Here is a 19,246-nt window from a genome sequence, read left to right on the forward strand (position 1 = left end):
TAATCTCTCCTAATGGTCGTCGAACAAACTGCGAGTAAAGTCTTTTACCCAACTCTTGAAAAAAACAGACACACCATGGTAAAGAGTAAAGCTTAAATATGAGTTTGTCTTCATTAATATTGGTGATGGCCGTGAAGCGGCTTGTGGGCATCTTGCTCGTCTTCCTCGTGCTTGGTCTGACGACCAGCTCAGCTATGGCTGCGTCAAACGTTGCGCCAGAGTCAACTCCGAGTGTTCCTCAAACCTCTAAATGCCCCTGTTGCTCCGGGAACGTGAGCCTGCCGAGGAATCTTAGAGTGCAGGAACTTAGGGGGCCAACAGCGTATCTAATGGTCTTAAGGGTTTTCAATGCTAAAGATTCAACAATGCTGAGAGAGCACTTGCAGGATCAAAACCTTGTGCCGATGTATGAAAAAGCTACCGTTTTGGTAGTGAAGTACAATGGAACAACGACAGAAATAGTTAAGGTGCCGCTGATTGGATCCACCAGTGTAGGGCAACTGGTGTATGTCCAGAACAAATATGGCTCTGCGTTAGCGCTGGGCAGATATGTATTAGGATCCCATGAAATAGAGGTTTATACTGTGAATACCAACGGGGATATTCATAGGGAGGTTCGTCCGCTGGGATTTTGGGGATCTTTGAAATGTTTCATCTGTGAATATGTGGCTGATGCTGTGATAAAGTTGGGAGGAGCTGCTGCATGTACTGGAGTATGTGGGACGGCGTGTCTAATGTCCACTCCAATTCCGGGTGCAGTGGCAGCATGCCTTTCCACGTGCTTTCCGATTTGTAGTGTTGTAAGTGGGATTGTAGTTGAGTATCTAAAATACAAGAAGTACATAAGCTCTCATGAAGTATGTAAAAAAGCAGGATATTGTTGAGGGAGGAGTTACGATGGCTCCATCTAAAATTCTTCAATCGAAACTTTTTATATATCTTTCTGAGATTATTTTAGATGAATTTTGTATATCTCTTATCATGACCATGGCCATATTTTCCGCTTTAAAAGGAAGTCCTTTAATAGCAGCTGTGATATCTGCCCTTGTCTTAATGGTTTACCTATTGTTGATTCGGAGGAGTATTCATTATAAAAAACGGAAGTTATGGCTCTTGTGGGGTCTCTACAGAAACATGACCCGGAATATTGACAAAGAAGAGGGCAAAAGGATCGTGGCTCTTTTTATTTCTCGTGAAAAGAATCTTGAGCATAGGCGAGTTTTAGAGAAATATTCTCAGATTCTCATTGATGGTGAAGTGTAATGAGTGCATGTGGAATAACTCTAGTGTAGAATAAGTGTTGTGTATAAGTGTCATCAACTGAGAAGCATATTCGTAGATTAATCCGGGGGTAGGAAAATGAAGTGGTGGGTACTGATATTATTGACAGTCTTGGCTTTGGGATGTATTTCCCCCACCTATTCCAAAGGGGATATGGTCCCCTACTGGCACTCTATCAAGTCCTTCTCCGCCGAAGAGACAATAAAAATCGGCAATCAGACGTTTGAGAGCTACGTAAACTTTACAAAGCCCGACGAAATCTCCCGGGCCGACTACATAAACGGCTCCCTAATTCAGAAGGTTGTTATCAAAAACGGGATTGAGAAAATTGTAACCTCCAACGGGACTTTTACGCTCAACGCCACCATATATGACGTCAACGCCCTCGACCCATTCGCAGCAATACTCAACAACCTTGACTCCTTCAATGTTACGATGGGAGGTAACACTCTCATCTTGAAGCCGAAAAAGCCCGGCATGCCCGCTTACGAAGTTGAACTCAACGGAAAACTTCCAAAGAAAATTACAATAAAGCAGGACGGTTTGGTTGTTGTCGTTGAGTATCGGAAGATTACGACTAAGGCCTAATTCCGTCCAGCGATTGGCCGTAATGGTACGTTGGTTAGTTTGATTTCGTCCTTTCATTTCCTCAGCCCTATTTTTGACCCAAAATCTCGTGTGGTACTTTTGCAGGGGGTAATCCTTAAATATGAGTTCCCCTTCATAAGTAACACACTGCCTGCTTGGGGGTCTGAGCTTGGGCTCGAAGGGAGGGCCGGGCTACCGGGCACTGCTGAGAAGCGGCAACATTAAGGCCTTACTCCCTGCTTACTCTCTAAACATTTTCGCTGTGTCTTACCTCATCGGCTACTACCTGAACATAACACTCGCCTCCATCGGCGGCCCGGCGCTCGTGGGCCTCTTCGCGACAATCAGCAACGTCTTAGCGGGCTTTCTGCCGATTGTTGCCGGCGCTTTCGCCGATTCACACGGGAGGAGGTATATGATTGTTGTATCTGCGGTTTTTGAGGTGCTGGCGTTACTTTCTCTCGCCCTTGTGGCCGGTTCCGGAGGTAAGTTAATCGTTCTACCGGCAGTAATGCTCAGCGCCTCTTTTACATCCTCCTCCCCAGCGTTGTTCTCCCTCATGGGCGAGTCCGTGCCGGGAGATAGCATGGGAAAGGCCATGTCGCTCCTCTTCATCGCGAGCAGTGCCTCCGGAATTCTGAGCTATCCCACCTTCGGTTATCTTGCTGGGAGGATTGATGACTCCCGTCTTTTTGTCCTTTCGGCCCTTCTGGTGCTCGTCTCCATCCATCTCTACCTTCGCGTTTCTGAAACCGCCGGAAGAAGAGCCGGCAGACCCTTTGAGAGGTTTAAGGAAGCCCTTAAGGGAGTAACCCTTCTTAAAGAGCCTCCCTTAAAGCTTTTCATGGTTTGCATCTGCTTTGAGCTGTTCGTCAGCTCGATAGCCTCGCCCTTCGTTCCGGTGTTCCTTCAGAAAGTTTACTCGCTCAGCGTTTCCCAGATTTCCTGGCTGTACTCCGCCATAGGCTTTGCAACCCTTGTGGGTGCGTTTATAGCCGGCTACGTTGTGGACAGAATTGGCAGTCTAAACTCCCTAATACTGAAGGACTCTCTTTCGGTGCCCCTGCTAATTCTCTTCGCACTCGCCCCGTTCTCTGGCGCTTTCCTGTTCTTGGCGGTTCTCGCCTTCATCGAGCAACTCAACGTCGCTTCCAACAGATACGTGGTCGAGAACACGACACCTGAGCATAGGGGCCTTATTCTTGGCTTTAAGTCATCGCTGGCAAAGCTCTCCGCGGTTCCGGGACCGGTTGTGGGAACCCTTCTCTGGGGCATCGGTCCGGGGGTGACCTTTATAGTGCCGGCACTGCTAACGCCAATCGGAATCGGGCTTCTCTTCATGCTTAGGTCTGCTACGATTAGTTGATAGCCCGACTCTTGTTGAGTTTTAGACCCTTTTCCGACACCTTTTTAACTTCCAGGGGAAACACACCCCTTTAAAAGGGGTGGTGATCATGGGCATTCTCATCAAAAACGGCCGCGTTATCTACGGGGAGGGCTTTGAGGTCGTTGAGGCCGACGTTCTCATCGAAGAAAACCGCATCGTTAAGGTGGCCAAAAACATTACCGAGGCCGCGGATATCGTCATAGACGCAAAAGGAAAGGTCGTCTCTCCGGGCTTCATAAACCTCCACACCCACTCCCCGATGGGCCTCTTCCGCGGCCTTGCCGACGACCTTCCGCTGATGGACTGGCTCCAGAACCACATCTGGCCGAGGGAAGCGAAGCTGACAAGGGATTACACCAAGGTCGGTGCCTATCTCGGTGCCTTGGAGATGATAAAGACGGGCACGACTACGTTCCTCGACATGTACTTCTTCATGGACGCGGTTGCCGAGGTCGTCGAGGAGTCCGGGCTCAGGGGCTACCTCTCATACGGAATGATAGACCTCGGAGACCCTGGGAAGACTGAAAAGGAGGTAAAAGAGGCTCTCCGCACGATGGAGTTCATAGATAAGCTCGGCTCGGAGAGAGTTCACTTCGTCTTCGGGCCCCACGCGCCCTACACTTGCTCCATAGCCCTGCTCAAGGAAGTCAGGAAGCTGGCGAACGAGCATGGGAAGCTGATAACGATCCACGTCAGCGAGACGATGGCGGAGATGGGCCAGATAAGCGAGCGCTACGGCAAGAGCCCCGTTGTCCTGCTCGATGAAATCGGCTTCTTCGGGAGCGACGTCATAATAGCCCATGGGGTCTGGCTCGACAGCAGGGACATACAGATACTCGCGAGGCACGGCGTTACTGTTGCCCACAACCCCGGCAGCAACATGAAGCTCGCCAGCGGCGTGATGCCCCTCCAGAGGCTCATCAACGCCGGTATAAACGTCGGCCTCGGCACAGACGGCGCCGCCAGCAACAACAACCTCGACATGGTGGAGGAGATGAAGCTGGCCGCCCTGCTCCACAAAGTCCACAACCTCGACCCGACCGTCGCCGATGCAAAGACTGTCTTCAAGATGGCCACCCTCAACGGCGCGAGGGCGCTCCGCCTCAACGCCGGCGTGATAAAGCCGGACTACCTGGCGGACGTGGTCATCTTCGACTTCAACAAGCCCCACCTGAGGCCGATAAACGACGTCGTGAGCCACATTGTCTATTCGGCAAACGGCAACGACGTCGAGACGACGATAGTGGACGGAAAAATCCTCATGCTCGACCGCGAGGTTCTCACGCTGGACGAAGAGAAAATCCTCGATGAGGCCGAAAAAACTATAGAAAAGCTGGCTTAGCTCGACAGTTGGTTACAGAAGGACTACTTTTGAGTCCTCTTTCCCTCATATATCTTTCTATGCCGTTAGGTCTCAAATATTTCGGGTGTTAGAGGGTGGCGGAAAGGTTTTAATGCTTGAGGGAAATTTAACCTTGGGTAGATGTGTGTAAGCTACAGCCGGTGAGCGGTAATGATAGAGTTTGTTTTTGGCGTGGCGCTTCTCGTGTCGTACGTCCTGCTCTTCTACAACTATCACCTGACTGGGCGGAAGGCGCTTTTTTACTACGCCCTGGCCTGGGTCAGTCTCTCCGTGCCCTTCTTCGTCCCGCGGGAGTCAGTATATATGACTGGCCTCGCCGTTTTTGCGTTCCTTATCTGGCTGGGGAACATAAAGGCCTCGGATGAGCTTCTGTGCTCCATTAAATATTCCAGGGAGCTGAGGTACTTTTCCGTTGTTCCCATAGCCGGGTTGCTTTTCCTGTTTCCCAAGCATCTCTTAGCTTCGCTTGCGGTTCTCTCGATTAGTGTAATGTTTGCCGGAACGTACTTAATTCTAACCGGAAACAGCGATTTTAAGCTTATGGGCTCCCTTGAAGTTCTCTTTGGGGTCGTCTCGTTTTTTAGGGGCTACTACTTTTCTAACCTCCCCCTAAGTCTGGTTGAGGCTGTTTTGGCCTTTGTTCTCGCCTACGTTTCCATAAAGGCCTTCCTCGATAGTTCGTTCATCGGCGAGTTTGGGGAGATGAGGGATGTAAAGACCAAGCTGAAACCGGGCGTGGTCATGCTTAATCCGGTTCCAGAGGATATCCTCGAGGGTGCCTTGGTGTTTTCGCGGAAGAAGAATGAGGCTCCCAACTGGTTCTGGATAACCACGGTGTCCAGCGAGGGAATCGCCCCCACCAACCTTCCCAAAATGCTCGATATTGCCGTTAAATTCATGAAGATGGCCAGCGAGCACGGAAAACACCCCGTCATAGTTATCGACGGTCTTGAGTATTTGACCCTGCAGAACGGATTTCCTGCTGTTACCAAATTCCTGGCAACGCTGAGGGACTACGCCCTTCTCCATAACGCGACCGTCATTATCTCCGGAGACGATTCTTTCCTTGATGAAAGGGAGCGGGCAATACTCCGCAAGCTCCTTGACTGGTCGGCTGAATAGGCTCCTCCGGTGAACTGAGTGGGGGTGAGTCCATGGTTCACTTTGAGATTGTCCGCGGGGACATAACCCGATTTCCGGCAGAGGCCATAGTCAACGCCGCCAACAGATACCTTGAGCACGGCGGCGGTGTTGCTTATGCAATAGCAAAAGCGGCCGTGGGAGACGTCAGAGAGTACATCAGGATAAGCAAGGAGGCCATGCAGGAGCAGGTTGGGAAGGATTACGTTGAACACGGCGAGGTTGTGGTCACGCCCGCCATGAGGCTCGAAAAGGACGGAATCAAGTACGTCATCCACACGGTTGGCCCCTACTGCGGCGGCGTCTGGGACGGGGACAAAAAGGAGAAGCTCAGGAAGGCAATTCTCGGCGCGCTGAGGAAGGCTGACGAGCTGGGCGTTAAAACTATAGCCTTTCCCGCTATAAGCGCCGGCATCTACGGCTGTCCGCTTGAAGAGGTCGTGAAGACCTTTAAGGAGGTTGTGGAGAAGTTCTCAAAGGAAGCGAAGAGCGTGGAGAAGGTTTATCTGGTGCTGTACTCTGAAGAGAGCTATCGGAAAGCGCTGGAAGTTCTCAACGGGTGAAGTTTTTATCGCCGGTTTCTAAATATTCTCTTGGGTGGTGCTCATGCGCATCGAGGACGTTTACATCTGGGACATCAACGCCAAGTGGCTCGGGATTACCCCTTACCAGCTTATGGAGAACGCCGGTGCTGGAGTTGCACGGGTGATTGAGAAGCGCTTTGGAAAGGGCCTCAGGGTAGCAGTCTTCTCCGGAACCGGGAACAACGGCGGTGACGGCTTCGTTGCCGCGAGACACCTGAGCTTTGAGAACGAGGTTACCCTTTTCCTCGTCGGCGATGAGGCCAAGATAAGAAGCGAGGAAGCCAGGCACAACTGGGAAATCCTGAAGGGCCTCGACTTCGTGAAAATCAAAGTGCTGAAGGACTCGGCCTACATAAAGTCTCTCGACCTGAGCGGCTACGACGTCATCGTTGACGCCCTCCTAGGGGCGGGCACAAAGGGCGAGCCGCGCGAGCCAATCCGCTCTGCTATTGAGAAAATCAACGAGTACGCCGGGAAGGCAAAGATAGTCAGCATCGACCTGCCGAGCGGCTATCCAAGCAACGTACTCGTTAAGGCAGACTTCGCGGTGACATTCCAGTGGGACAAGGAGGAGTACGGGGGTTTTGAGCGTGTTATAGTAACGATAGGCTACCCGAGGGAGCTCTACCACCTCGTCGGGCCCGGTGACGCGAAGTTCGCTCTGAGGAAGAAGGGAGAGCACAAGGGCCAGAACGGGAAGCTGCTCGTAATCGGCGGGAGCGAGGACTACTTCGGCGCGCCGTATCTCGCCTCCAAAGCGGCGGGCTACCTCGTGGACTTGGTCTACCTCACGATGCCGGAATACTCAGCAAAGCGCATAACAGACCCGGACGTTATCCTTAGGCCTGTTGAGGGAAGGAACTTCACAGAAGAGCACCTTGAGGACGTGCTGAAACTGGCGGAAAAAGCCGACGCCGTCGTCATTGGCCCGGGAATAGGCCTCGCGGAGGAGACAAAAAGGTTCGTGAGGGAGTTCGTAAGGCGCTGTGAAAAGCCGATGGTTATTGACGCCGACGCTCTCAAGGCGGTGGCTGAGGACTTGAGCGTTCTGGAAGGGAAGACCTTCGTCCTGACCCCGCACGCGGGAGAGTTCAAGGTTCTGTTCGGAGAGAAGCCAGAGGGTTCGCTCATGGAGAAGGCAAAGCTCGTGACGGAAAAGGCCGGTCAGGTTGACGGTGTCGTCCTCCTCAAGGGCGCCTACGACATCATAAGCGATGGAAAAACATGGAAATACAACAAGACAGGGAACAGGGGAATGACTACCGGTGGAACGGGCGATGTTCTTGCCGGCCTCGTTGGTGCACTCCTCGCGCTCGGCAACGAACCGCTGAGGGCCGCTTCGGTCGGGGCATTCCTCAACGGCCTCGCCGGGGACATGGTAAAGGAAGAACTCGGCGAGAACTTTACCGCGCTGGAGCTGGCGAAGAGAGTGCCAAAGGCCGTTAAGTGGGTGATGGAGTTCTGAGGTGGCGTGGCGAAACCCGGAGGGTCTTTTCTTTTCTCAAGTTTATCTTTCTGGCTCTGGTTAGGGAAATCCTGAAAAATCAAAGAGTCTCGTTTGTTTTCCTTCCAAGCTTCAAACGAGACGACCTGCGTGAACGAGAGCGTTGAAGTCTTTGGAAGGGCTTGTGAGATTTCTACGGAAATAATCAACGAAAACGGAGATGGTCATCCGGTTGAGTATATGATTATATCATCCTCCTGGTATTTGTTGCATCCCCGTGCAACTTTTTTTTACATTTTTCTTTTGAAAGCCTCGCCCTTCAGGGCGGGGAGGAGGTCAGCCGTACTCCGCTACGGTAATTTCGCTCCTCTGGACGCTTCTTTTGTTCTGGATTGGGTTGAAAACGGGGACCTGGGAGTTTCTGGCGGTTTCCCCTCCAGGGGACGGGTAGGGCCTTTTAACTACTGAACTCCGGAGTTGAAACGGCTTTTGATGGGAACTAAAAGAATAATTAAAAACGGGGCGAAAGTTCAGCCCACCCCGCAGTAGCTCCAGACGGAGTAGCCGTAATAGCCGTTGGCCGGGTCGTGGGCAGGGGCCTCGAGGTACACCCACCCGCTTGAGTCCACCCACTTGTCCACCCAGCCGCCGAGGTTGCCGGTGTACTCGTGGATGCACGCTCCCGCGAACTTCGGAACGTAGACCCACCTCCCGGCCTTGCTCGAGCCTAGGTTGATGTAGGTTATAAGCCCCGGCTTGTCCCCGTAGCCGTTCCTGACGAAGATGAGTTCATCGTTATCGTAGTAGACTATGTCGGTGCTTCCACCGGCGAGGTGGTCGTGTATCCAGATGAGGTTCTTGAGCCTGTCCTTGTTGAGCCACTCCTCGTAGTCGCGGTAGAATATCGTCGGCTGGCCCTCGTAGGTGAGGATGAAGGCGTAGGCCGGGTACTTGTTCCAAATTATGTCCGTGTCGTGGTTTGCAACGAAGGTTACGGCCTTAAACGGGTCGCGGCTGACGACTGTGCCCCCGTTCTTGAGGGCCTCGACGAGTGCGGGAATGTTCTTGTTGTCAAAGGCCGCGTCCATCTTGTAGTAGAGCGGGAAGTCGAAGACTTTTGCATCGCTCGAGTAGGCCCAGTTGAGCAGTGCATCAACGTTTGTGTCCCAGTACTCCCCGACGGCCCAGCCTCCCCACCAGTCCAGCCAGTCCTTGACGACCCACGCTCCGTAGCCCTTGACGTAGTCGAAGCGCCATGCGTCAACGCCGATGCTCCTGAGGTAGGCGGCGTAGCTCTCGTTGCTCGCCCAGAGCCAGTACTGGTCCCAGCTCTTCTCGTGGGCTATGTCCGGGAACCCTCCAAAGGTGCCCTCGTCGCAGCACTTGACCTCGTTGGGGTGGAAGTCGAGGTAGTTGGCCGTGTACTTGCCGGAAGCGACCTTCGAGAAGTCCGTCCAGGTGTAGTCATTGACGAAGGGGTTCCACTCAAGGTCTCCTCCGGCGCGGTGGTTGATTACTATGTCTGCGATGACCTTGATGCCGTAGGCGTGGGCGGTGTTTATCATGTTCACGAGCTCCTGCTTGGAGCCAAAGCGCGTCTCTACCGTTCCCTTCTGGTCGTACTCACCGAGGTCAAAGAAGTCGTAGGGGTCGTAGCCCATCGAATAGGCGCCGCCCATGCCCTTGCTCGCCGGGGGAATCCATATTGCGGAGATTCCGGCATCGTACCACTCCGGTATCTTCTGCCGTATTGTGTCCCACCATATTCCTCCTGAAGGCACGTCCCAGTAGAACGCCTGCATTATGACGCCGCCCTCTTCGAGCTCCAGGTACTTGGCCGCCCCCGCGGGCTGGGCGTAGAGCCCCGCGAGGATAGAGACTACGAGCACAAAGACGAGGAGTTTCGCAGGCTTCATACCTTCGCACCCCACTTATTTGAAGCCTCGTTTTAGGTCATCGGCCCAATATGTATCACCGATGGTGAGATATTTAAGCTTTTGCCATTAATGGCCATCAGAGAATATTTCTGTTCATCAATCAAAAATTCGTTCCTGTCCGGGCGTGTAACACTGCTCACAAAACTCTCCCGTCCCTGCTGGAACCACGGGACGGTGCAAATAAAATAACTAAAACTGGAGGAGCTTCTTCATTTCTTTGGCCTTCTCACACATCTCACAGCTCTGGAGGAACACCAGCACGTTGAGAAAATGGAACGTCTCTATTTCGCTCAGCTCCACGTTGGCCTCGGATATTTTCTTTATTATTGGCTGTGAACTGACTTCAATTTCATTTAAAACGTCCTTTATGAGCTCTTTCAGCCTTTCTCTGTCCGTAACCTCGATTCCTGCCTTTTCGAGAATCCCTACCAGGCGCTCGGCCTCCACCTGGAGGTACGACTGCCTGAAGTTCTCAACACTCTCGTCCGGCTCGGCCTTTATTAGGAAGAGCCTTGCAGTCCTGCCGTAGAGCTTCTCATTGCCTTCACTGCCAAGCTCCTCGACAAAGCCCGCATTCTCAAGGGCCTTTATGTGCCGATAGATGGTTGTCCTGTCCTTTCCGAGCGCTATGCTGAGCTCCCATACAGTCATTGGCCTCTGCCTGAGAAGCTGGAGTATCTTAAACCTGGTCTCCTCGGACAGGATTTTAACTTTCTCAGGCTGTGTGATTATTATTACTTCTTTCAACCGCTACTCCTCCAGCTTGTCCTGTGGGGTTTCCTCTTCCTCAATGATTCTTTTCCCGGCGGCAACCATGTCAATGCTGTGCACGACCCCGCCGAACTCCTCGATCGTCCGGACTATCTCGTCGTAGTCAAGGTCGTCGCCCATTATCGTTATCTTGACGTTTTCGGTCTCCTTGTCAATCTCCACGAGCGTTATGTTGACTCCGTCCACGCCTTCTAGCTCGCTGAGACCCAGGGCCAGCTCCGTGACCATCGGCTGGTGGGGCTTCAACACATCGAGGACGAGAAGTCTTATTCCCCGCGCCATTGCTATCACTTCTTGAGGAGCTCTCCAAGCTTTTTAAGCAGTTCTATGCTCTCCTCGTCTCTACCCATCTTGGCCATGGCAAGCCACTCAATTGCGTGGATTATGTCTTCGTTCGAGAAGTCCTTGAGCTTGTCTTCGTTTGCTTCAATCTCTTTGGATATTTCTGTTTTGAACTCGTGTTCCTTTTTGAGGAGCCTGTCCATGACGTTGAGGAGTTCCTCATCGTTGAACTCGTATCCGAGGGCCTTGAATATGTCGAGCTTGGTCTTGAGCCTTGAGCGGGCGAAGTAGCGGAGCTCCTCGTCTCCGAGGTAGAGGTTGATGTAGAACGCGTCGGCCGTTCTTCCGTAGTACTTCTCAACGAGGTTGCCCTTCATTTCTGTCCTCTTGACCTCGACGAGGCCCGCCTCCTTGAGCTTTTCGATGTGGTGGTAGACCGTCTGGGGTGTCTTTCCCAGTATCTCACTGAGCTGGGAGATTGTCATCTCTCTGTTTCTGAGCAGGGCCAGTATCTTCCTTCTCGTGTCTTCCAGCATCAGTTTTATCACTTCTGGGTCTGTTATGACCTTCACCTTGGGCATCACGACCACCCAATCTTAACGCTCCAATGCTCTTTTAAACGCTTAATTGTTTTAACCTTTTCCGTTCCGGTAGCTTTATATATGTAAAGGAACACGGCATTTTAAAAAGCCCATTGGATAAAATGTCCACTTTCGGAACCCTTAAATAGATATGGCCGAAAAACTTTCGGAGGTGGAGAAAGGTGGAGGCTCCAAACCTTGACTTCCTGTTTTACCCCCGGAGCGTCGCTGTTATAGGCGCTTCCAACGTGCCAGGGAAGGTCGGAAACGCTATAATGCGCTCCATGACGCTCCGCTTTGACGGCAAAGTCTACGCAGTCAACGTTAAGGGTGGTGAAATCGAGATAAACGGGAAGAAGTTCCCCGTTTACAGGAGCATTAAGGACATACCCGACGAGGTTGACGTCGCCGTCATAGCCGTTCCGGCTAAGTTTGTTCCTGACGTCATCGACGAGTGCGGCGAGAAGGGCGTCAAGGGCGCAGTCGTTATCTCTGCCGGCTTCAAGGAAGCCGGAAGGGCCGACCTTGAGGAGGAGATTGTGAAGCGCGCCAGGAAGTGGGGAATAAGGCTCGTCGGCCCAAACTGTCTCGGCGTCACCAACCTTGAGAACGGCTTCGACTGCAACTTCAACCCGCCGGAGAGACAGGCCAGGCCGCCCTTCGGAAAGGTCGCCTTCATGAGCCAGAGCGGTGCTTTCGGAGCGGCGATTCTCGACTGGGCCGCAAACCACAAGATAGGCATGAGCAAGTTCATTAGCCTCGGAAACATGGCAGACCTCGACGAGAGCGACTTCATGGCCTACCTCGGCGACGACCCCAAAACCGGCGTTATCACCGGCTACATAGAAGGCGTCAAGGACGGAAGGAAGTTCTTCAACACCGCCAAGGAGGTCACGCTCAAGAAGCCCATCATTATTCTCAAGGCGGGAAGGACTGAGGCCGGCGCCAAGGCCGCCGCCAGTCACACCGGCTCCCTTGCGGGCTCCTTCAAGATATACGAGGCCGCCTTTGAGCAGACCGGTGTTTTAAGCGCCAAGAGCATGCGCCAGCTCTTCAACTACGCCAAGGCCCTGGCAATGCAGAAGCCCGCGAAGGGCAATCGTGTTGCCATAGTCACCAACGGCGGCGGTGCCGGAGTCATGATGAGCGACGGCCTGCTTGAGAGCGGCATGAAGCTCGCCGAGCTGAGCGAAGAGACGAACGAGAAGTTCAGGAAGGACATCGAGGCCGGAAAGCTGCCCGCCCACATGTCCTACAAGAACCCGATAGACGTCATCGGCGACGCCCCGTCGAGCAGATACGAGGTTGCCATGCGCTACGCGCTGGAAGACCCGAACGTCGACGTCCTCGTCGTCATAGCCCTCTTCCAGAGCCCGGCCCTCGACGAGGGAATAGTTGATGCCGTCGCAAAGATGCAGGAGTACGGCAAGCCGATAGTCTTCGTTGCCCCGGGTGGTGAGTACCCGCACAAGATGGCGAGGAACATCGAGCTCAGGGGCGTTCCAGTTTACGAGACCGTCGAGGACGGCGTTGATGCGGTCTACGCCCTCGTCAAGTACGGCGAGTGGCTTATGGAGAACGGAAGGCTCTGAGCTTTTTCTCTCTTTGTATTTTGTATCACGTTCATAAGTCCTATTTTCCAGAACTCTTGTTTTTGGTCGTGAGTTTTGCCGTATAGAGTTCTGTTTGGGTTTTGTAAATCGGTTTTTGCTCTTTTGGAATTGTGACATTATGTTGTGGTTTGAGCAGGTATTTGTAACGAATTTTTTGTGGAAATTTGAATGGGGGAAGCTTACCCCTCCGTTGGCCTTAAACCCTGTTGAAAATGCTGTTTTTCATTATTTTGGGAACTTTAAGGGAAATTGCTCGAAATACCTTCCCTTTGGGGCCCTGGAAATCTCGTGTACTTTGATGTTCATTGTATTTTTTAAGGGGTTTATTTGGTTGCTGAAGACGGCAAAGGGCTCCAATCAGGGGCCTTTGGGGGGCTTTTTACCGCCGTTTTCCAGAAAAGCTTAAATATTTGGGTGTCTATAGCCCTCTGTTGGGCGAATGGGCGAATTTTCCGCCCTGTTGCAATAAGACTCTAGGAGAATTGAAAGTCGAATACACCTGGACGACCTGAGAGTTCGGCTGTACGTTGCAATAAGACTCTAGGAGAATTGAAAGTGTCGTGGAACTGGGCGCCGAGCACTTCGCTAAGCGTCGTTGCAATAAGACTCTAGGAGAATTGAAAGCCAAGTCAGTAATATCTACAAACGCCACGCCCCGTCACGTTGCAATAAGACTCTAGGAGAATTGAAAGGTCTTATTAGCAATCTCATAGTAATCCCCCATACTACGTTGCAATAAGACTCTAGGAGAATTGAAAGTAGAGAACTCAAGGAAAAAGCGGAGAAGAAAGGGGAGTTGCAATAAGACTCTAGGAGAATTGAAAGTTTTAAGGGATATAGCCTTAGTAGGTTCGAGGTGGTGAGTTGCAATAAGACTCTAGGAGAATTGAAAGGAGGAGAGTATGCGGTTCCCCAATCATCGGAAGGGCCGGTTGCAATAAGACTCTAGGAGAATTGAAAGGTATAAGCGAATTTAACTGCTTCTTCTGTTGGGTCATCGTTGCAATAAGACTCTAGGAGAATTGAAAGCGGAAGATACCGCGCCCTGCCACCGTGTCGCCGTTCGTTGCAATAAGACTCTAGGAGAATTGAAAGTCGTCACCCGCCAGAAGAGTTCGTACCAAAAGTAATGTTGCAATAAGACTCTAGGAGAATTGAAAGCGGCCTCCGCAGCGGAAGCCTCAGCCCGATTTCGAGGTTGCAATAAGACTCTAGGAGAATTGAAAGTCGCAGAGGTTGGCGGCATCCCGGTCGGCTCGGACATGTTGCAATAAGACTCTAGGAGAATTGAAAGCGTGTACGCGTCGAGCTGGAAGAAGAGTAATTTCCGAGTTGCAATAAGACTCTAGGAGAATTGAAAGAAGAAAGTAATGTGGTTAGGGTCAGCGTCTGAAAGCGTTGCAATAAGACTCTAGGAGAATTGAAAGAGGATTACGGAAGGAGGGGTGGATGAGATAATAGAGGTTGCAATAAGACTCTAGGAGAATTGAAAGCTGAAAAACTGGAAAAAGCGGGTCTGGTGGTGGGCGGGTTGCAATAAGACTCTAGGAGAATTGAAAGAAGTCCTCCGTGCCCTTGCTACGCACGACCAAGTGGGTTGCAATAAGACTCTAGGAGAATTGAAAGAAACGTTACTGAGCTGATTGAGATTAACAAACTCATTGTTGCAATAAGACTCTAGGAGAATTGAAAGATGTGAACAACCCGAAGAAGCACCCGCCGGAGCAGGTGAGTTGCAATAAGACTCTAGGAGAATTGAAAGCTGCTCGTAGTTGTCGAAGGAGTAGTAGCCGAGGCTCCAGTTGCAATAAGACTCTAGGAGAATTGAAAGCTCTTACCATTTACGGCGACGACCTTGCGAGGATAAAGTTGCAATAAGACTCTAGGAGAATTGAAAGGATTTCGTCCATCTGGCCCTTAATCTTGTGCTCATAGGTTGCAATAAGACTCTAGGAGAATTGAAAGTCGGTAGAATCTTTTCTGCCGGAACACCCTCAAAGAGTTGCAATAAGACTCTAGGAGAATTGAAAGCATAAACCCGAACTCTGCCACTAACCAGGTTACTAGTTGCAATAAGACTCTAGGAGAATTGAAAGACGAGTTCCTTCGCGGTGGGGAGTACACGATGGAGGAGGTTGCAATAAGACTCTAGGAGAATTGAAAGGATGGGCTGGGTCGCCGACAAGATGGGCCACCCCGAGGTTGCAATAAGACTCTAGGAGAATTGAAAGCTCGAACTCCTCCTGAAAGAGCCGGTCGTACTCCTCAAGTTGCAATAAGACTCTAGGAGAATTGAAAGATGATAAGTTTCCCATTGAAAATAATAGGACATTCATGTTGCAATAAGACTCTAGGAGAATTGAAAGCAAGCTCGCCGAGCTCTTCCTTTAATGAAACGTATCGTTGCAATAAGACTCTAGGAGAATTGAAAGTGACTGCTGACCCTTCTTATTTCGTTCTTTCGGAAAGGTTGCAATAAGACTCTAGGAGAATTGAAAGCGACTGACAGCGACTACACTCACCGCGATAACTCACTGTTGCAATAAGACTCTAGGAGAATTGAAAGGCTAATTATGGTAAAGATAGCCTCAGTTGCCGTAGCGTTGCAATAAGACTCTAGGAGAATTGAAAGAGAGCACCGCCGAAGGTGGTAGCCATGCCGACAGTTAGGTTGCAATAAGACTCTAGGAGAATTGAAAGTGAAGGGCTCAAGGGCCGTCGTGGTCGCCAAAAGGGGTTGCAATAAGACTCTAGGAGAATTGAAAGCCGTTGTTGTTGCTACAGTTGTTCCTCCTCCTGCTGCAGGTTGCAATAAGACTCTAGGAGAATTGAAAGAATATCAGGTGACGATGTCCCCCAGCATAAGCGAACGTTGCAATAAGACTCTAGGAGAATTGAAAGAAAGGAAAATGTAGCCGAGGCGCTTGAGGGTGCTGTCGTTGCAATAAGACTCTAGGAGAATTGAAAGCATCGTCCGCGAGATGGAAGAAGGGGGTCGCGAGGAGGTTGCAATAAGACTCTAGGAGAATTGAAAGAGTGGAGGGGCTACGCAGTCTTCGGAGCACTGTTCCGTTGCAATAAGACTCTAGGAGAATTGAAAGGTACAAAGCACTGGGAAGACTTGTACGCAGACTTTGCCAGGTTGCAATAAGACTCTAGGAGAATTGAAAGCCGAGGGCCCTTCCGGGGAGAACCATAAGCGAGTACGGTTGCAATAAGACTCTAGGAGAATTGAAAGTGGTCCTGTGCTATTATCCTTAGTGCCTGCGAGAATGGTTGCAATAAGACTCTAGGAGAATTGAAAGTGAGCCGTACAGCGCCCGGCAGTGGCTGGTCAAGCTGTTGCAATAAGACTCTAGGAGAATTGAAAGGTATCCTCAAGGAGTATAACCTTTACCTTCTACGACACGTTGCAATAAGACTCTAGGAGAATTGAAAGCTCGACGAAGGCCCAGGGCACGTAGTAGCCCTTGCCCCAGTTGCAATAAGACTCTAGGAGAATTGAAAGTGATGTGGACGGTCTTGTCGCTGTTGGGGGGGTTCTCTAGTTGCAATAAGACTCTAGGAGAATTGAAAGACACATCTGGTTTGAGATAGGGAATTAGGTCGTCATGTTGCAATAAGACTCTAGGAGAATTGAAAGAGCCGAGAACTCCGCGAGGAACGGCGCCGCAGAAACGATGTTGCAATAAGACTCTAGGAGAATTGAAAGTGAAAATGTTCTTTATGTTGTCCACAATCCCCATCTCATGTTGCAATAAGACTCTAGGAGAATTGAAAGACTATTGAGGGGGTGGGGTAATGGCGACCTGGCAGAAGGTTGCAATAAGACTCCAGGAGAATTGAAAGTTGAACTCTGGGGGAACGGTGAGGCTCTCGACAAACGTTGCAATAAGACTCTAAGAGAATTGAAAGAGTCGCGAACATCGAGATGGAAGACGAGAAAATCAAGGTTGCAATAAGACTCTAAGAGAATTGAGGTGTGACTGCTTCATTGGCCCGAACCTGTAGGCACAGGTTCTAATAAATGGAGAACGGGAAAAGCAGAACAAAGACGGCTCTTCTACGACTTCTTTACAAGGGTGTAATAAGCCATGGCCAAGAAGACGATGTACATTCCCACTGCCAGTATCACCGCTGTGATGTTTGGCTCGGTGCTTGTTTGGTCGTTCTTGCAACGACTCCATACAGCTGTGTGTCTATTAGCATATCACACCACCAGTATGAGCATTGTGTTTGAAAATTAAAACTATTCGCGTGGTGTAGTACTATATGCAACCCTTTGTCAATTTCGATACTGTATTGTTGAGAGGGCCCAATTGGACAAGTTTTGACTCTGGAGGAGTTGAAATGCACTCTGATGGTAGATGCTGATGGGGTTTCGGTCCTCTTTCTTACGACTGGATAAACGAAAAACATTTAATTCAAAAATCAAAAAGTATAAACATGGGTCTCAGGAGAAAGATCAGATCTTTTGTTGAGGACTACCTAGTAGTGATTCTGATAGCGGCGATACCCGTTATTCTCCTCCTGTTCCGCTCTCTTCTACTCATTTCCTACTACCTGACCGGTGGTTTTCTCCTTGGGGTGATCTTAGTCTTCTTGGCGATTTTTTGTATAGCATTGATTTTGAAGCCTGCAGACCTTAGAAGGCAGATCTAAACTTCAATCCACGTGAAGTCCCTCGAGACTTCCCCAGCGACGCCGCTTTCCCTGACCCTCTTCTCTAGGACTTCGTGGGGGTAGTTGCTGTGGCTTATGTGGGCGAAGACCGTGTAACCAGCGCCAACCCTCTTTGCGAGCTCTATGGCCTCTTTGACTCCAAGGTGTGTGCCTGGGATTGCCTCCCTGTGCGTCATCTCGGCTATGAGAAGGTCGGCCCCCTCCATCAGCTTTAGGGCCCTCTCGTCCTTTAGAATCTCCGGCCCGGTGTCCCCGGTTACAGCTATCCTCTTGCCCTTCACCTCTATGACGAAGCCCCCCGCCGTTGTCGTGTGCACGACGGGGAAATGCGTGACCTTCATGTCCCCTATTCCGGTTTCTTCCCACGGTTCGAGCTCGTGGTAGCTCCAATCGTACCCCTCCGGGTTCTCCGAGCCGAAGGCCAGCCTGGCGATGCTCTTCGCGACCTCAATCGTCTCCCTGCGGGAGTAGAACTCCATCCTCTTGAAGACCTGAAGTTCCGGCAGGCCGAAGACGTGGTCGAAGTGGCCGTGCGTGATTAAGACTCGCTCCACCTTCTTGTTCAGCCTCTCAAGGTGGTAGTGCAGGTCTGGGCTCGGGTCGACCAGAGTTCCCTCAAAGTACACCGAGAACCTTGTCCTCCTCGATGCCGGATTGACCCTCGCCCGCGAGCAGTTCTCGCAGGTGCACATTGGCTTTGGAGTCCCGCTGTAGGAACCGGAACCCAGGATTACGACCTTCATTTTACCACCTCACTTTCTTCCCTGCTGATGGTCAGCGTTCCGATGGTTATTAAAGCTAATCCCGCCAGGTGGTATGCCGTAACCTCCTCCCCGAGGACGGCGGTTGAGATTAGCACGGTTAAAGCAGGGGCTGGGGTCAAGATGGCGGTTGCCTTCGAGAGGTTGATCCGCGCTATCGCCATGTACCAGAGGCCCTGGGTCAGCGCGATTATAATGCCCTCTGCCAACGCGAACTCTGTGAAGGCGAAGCCAGTTATTACTGCCGGGACGAGGAGGAGAAGCCCGCCGAAGGTGTTCCTCAATGCCGCTATGGTCAGCGGGCTGTAGTTGGTCTTCTTCGCCACCGCGTGCCCGAGCTGCCAGAAGAGGGGGGTCAGGAGAAGCAAGATATCGCCCTTCAGGAGTTCGGGCCTCTCCCCTTGTGTGACCACGAGGAACACGCCCGCGATTAGGGCGAGTGCAGAGAGCACGGCCCTTCCGCTTATCCTCTCCCTCAGGAGAAGCCACGAGATTAGAAACGAGTAGAACACCTCGAAGCGCGTTATTATGGCGGAGTTTATGGCCGAGCTCAGCCTGGTTCCGTAAGCGAAGAGTGAGTACGCTATAGCCGTCGCGAAAAGACCCGTGAGGAACGTCTTCTTTATCTCGCCCGGCCTCTCAAGGACTTCCTTTGCCTGGCTCCGGAGCAGGACGAGGGGCCAGAGGACTAAAGACGCGACTATAGCCGAAAGCGAGGCGAAGGCGAACGGGCTAACGGGGTTGGCCTTGATTACAACCGGCTCGAGACCGAGCAGTACAAGCACCGCGAATGCCAGCAGGGTTCCTTCGGTCTCGCTGTTCATGGTGGGC

At 51.4% G+C, this 19,246-nt stretch carries 17 protein-coding genes and 1 CRISPR repeat array; of the genes, 11 read left to right on the forward strand and 6 right to left on the reverse strand.

The window, feature by feature from the left end:
- Positions 1-122: 122 nt before the first annotated feature.
- From TEU_RS02350 to TEU_RS11600, 9 genes are all read left to right on the forward strand, one after another.
- Complete coding sequence (locus TEU_RS02350) at positions 123-884, forward strand: hypothetical protein (RefSeq protein WP_144244795.1); 762 nt, start codon at positions 123-125, stop codon at positions 882-884.
- A complete protein-coding gene (locus tag TEU_RS02355; protein ID WP_144244796.1) occupies positions 853-1,263 on the forward strand; it encodes a hypothetical protein in 411 nt (136 codons plus the stop codon). The genes TEU_RS02350 and TEU_RS02355 overlap by 32 nt, the downstream gene beginning before the upstream one ends.
- A gap of 171 nt (positions 1,264-1,434) precedes the next feature.
- On the forward strand, positions 1,435-1,869 hold the full coding sequence (locus tag TEU_RS02360; RefSeq protein WP_227738754.1) for a hypothetical protein: 435 nt from the start codon (positions 1,435-1,437) through the stop codon (positions 1,867-1,869).
- A gap of 169 nt (positions 1,870-2,038) precedes the next feature.
- Positions 2,039-3,235 (forward strand): MFS transporter, encoded by a 1,197-nt coding sequence (locus TEU_RS02365; RefSeq protein ID WP_050002260.1) that lies wholly within the window; start codon positions 2,039-2,041, stop codon positions 3,233-3,235.
- Positions 3,236-3,323: 88 nt separating this feature from the next.
- The gene (locus tag TEU_RS02370) at positions 3,324-4,598 is read left to right on the forward strand and encodes an amidohydrolase family protein (RefSeq protein ID WP_050002261.1); all 1,275 of its coding nucleotides are present in this window, start codon (positions 3,324-3,326) and stop codon (positions 4,596-4,598) included.
- A 171-nt stretch (positions 4,599-4,769) separates the two neighbouring features.
- Positions 4,770-5,741, forward strand: a complete 972-nt coding sequence (locus TEU_RS02375; RefSeq protein ID WP_050002262.1) for a DUF835 domain-containing protein — start codon at positions 4,770-4,772, stop codon at positions 5,739-5,741.
- Between the two features lie 32 nt (positions 5,742-5,773).
- On the forward strand, positions 5,774-6,322 hold the full coding sequence (locus TEU_RS02380) for a [protein ADP-ribosylglutamate] hydrolase (RefSeq protein ID WP_050002263.1): 549 nt from the start codon (positions 5,774-5,776) through the stop codon (positions 6,320-6,322).
- A 43-nt stretch (positions 6,323-6,365) separates the two neighbouring features.
- Positions 6,366-7,808 (forward strand): bifunctional ADP-dependent NAD(P)H-hydrate dehydratase/NAD(P)H-hydrate epimerase, encoded by a 1,443-nt coding sequence (locus tag TEU_RS02385; protein WP_050002264.1) that lies wholly within the window; start codon positions 6,366-6,368, stop codon positions 7,806-7,808.
- Between the two features lie 129 nt (positions 7,809-7,937).
- A complete protein-coding gene (locus TEU_RS11600; RefSeq protein ID WP_144244797.1) occupies positions 7,938-8,255 on the forward strand; it encodes a hypothetical protein in 318 nt (105 codons plus the stop codon).
- 62 nt (positions 8,256-8,317) lie between these two features.
- On the opposite strand, the gene TEU_RS02390 is transcribed toward TEU_RS11600, so the two are convergent.
- The 4 genes from TEU_RS02390 to TEU_RS02405 form a co-directional block, all read right to left on the reverse strand.
- On the reverse strand, positions 8,318-9,703 hold the full coding sequence (locus TEU_RS02390; RefSeq protein ID WP_050002265.1) for an alpha-amylase: 1,386 nt from the start codon (positions 9,701-9,703) through the stop codon (positions 8,318-8,320).
- A gap of 210 nt (positions 9,704-9,913) precedes the next feature.
- Positions 9,914-10,471 (reverse strand): ArsR/SmtB family transcription factor, encoded by a 558-nt coding sequence (locus TEU_RS02395; protein WP_050002266.1) that lies wholly within the window; start codon positions 10,469-10,471, stop codon positions 9,914-9,916.
- Positions 10,472-10,474: 3 nt separating this feature from the next.
- The gene (locus tag TEU_RS02400) at positions 10,475-10,777 is read right to left on the reverse strand and encodes a DUF211 domain-containing protein (protein WP_050002267.1); all 303 of its coding nucleotides are present in this window, start codon (positions 10,775-10,777) and stop codon (positions 10,475-10,477) included.
- Positions 10,778-10,782: 5 nt separating this feature from the next.
- The gene (locus tag TEU_RS02405) at positions 10,783-11,358 is read right to left on the reverse strand and encodes a winged helix-turn-helix domain-containing protein (RefSeq protein ID WP_050002268.1); all 576 of its coding nucleotides are present in this window, start codon (positions 11,356-11,358) and stop codon (positions 10,783-10,785) included.
- A gap of 182 nt (positions 11,359-11,540) precedes the next feature.
- Between TEU_RS02405 and TEU_RS02410 the strand changes: the two genes are divergently transcribed.
- Together TEU_RS02410 and TEU_RS02420 are read left to right on the forward strand one after the other, a co-directional pair.
- Positions 11,541-12,950 carry an acetate--CoA ligase family protein gene (locus tag TEU_RS02410; protein WP_050002269.1) on the forward strand — a complete coding sequence of 470 codons (1,410 nt, stop codon included), beginning with the start codon at positions 11,541-11,543 and terminating at the stop codon, positions 12,948-12,950.
- Positions 12,951-13,430: 480 nt separating this feature from the next.
- A CRISPR array of direct repeats spans positions 13,431-16,953; the repeat unit is 30 nt; unit sequence GTTGCAATAAGACTCTAGGAGAATTGAAAG.
- Between the two features lie 464 nt (positions 16,954-17,417).
- Positions 17,418-17,633 (forward strand): hypothetical protein, encoded by a 216-nt coding sequence (locus TEU_RS02420; RefSeq protein ID WP_050002271.1) that lies wholly within the window; start codon positions 17,418-17,420, stop codon positions 17,631-17,633.
- Here the strand turns inward: TEU_RS02420 and TEU_RS02425 are convergent.
- Positions 17,630-18,397, reverse strand: a complete 768-nt coding sequence (locus TEU_RS02425) for an MBL fold metallo-hydrolase (protein WP_050002272.1) — start codon at positions 18,395-18,397, stop codon at positions 17,630-17,632. The two genes, TEU_RS02420 and TEU_RS02425, sit on opposite strands and share 4 nt — an antisense overlap.
- Positions 18,394-19,239 carry a DMT family transporter gene (locus TEU_RS02430; protein ID WP_050002273.1) on the reverse strand — a complete coding sequence of 282 codons (846 nt, stop codon included), beginning with the start codon at positions 19,237-19,239 and terminating at the stop codon, positions 18,394-18,396. The genes TEU_RS02425 and TEU_RS02430 overlap by 4 nt, the downstream gene beginning before the upstream one ends.
- Positions 19,240-19,246 lie beyond the last annotated feature (7 nt).

This window comes from Thermococcus eurythermalis (assembly GCF_000769655.1).
Taxonomy (GTDB): domain Archaea; phylum Methanobacteriota_B; class Thermococci; order Thermococcales; family Thermococcaceae; genus Thermococcus; species Thermococcus eurythermalis.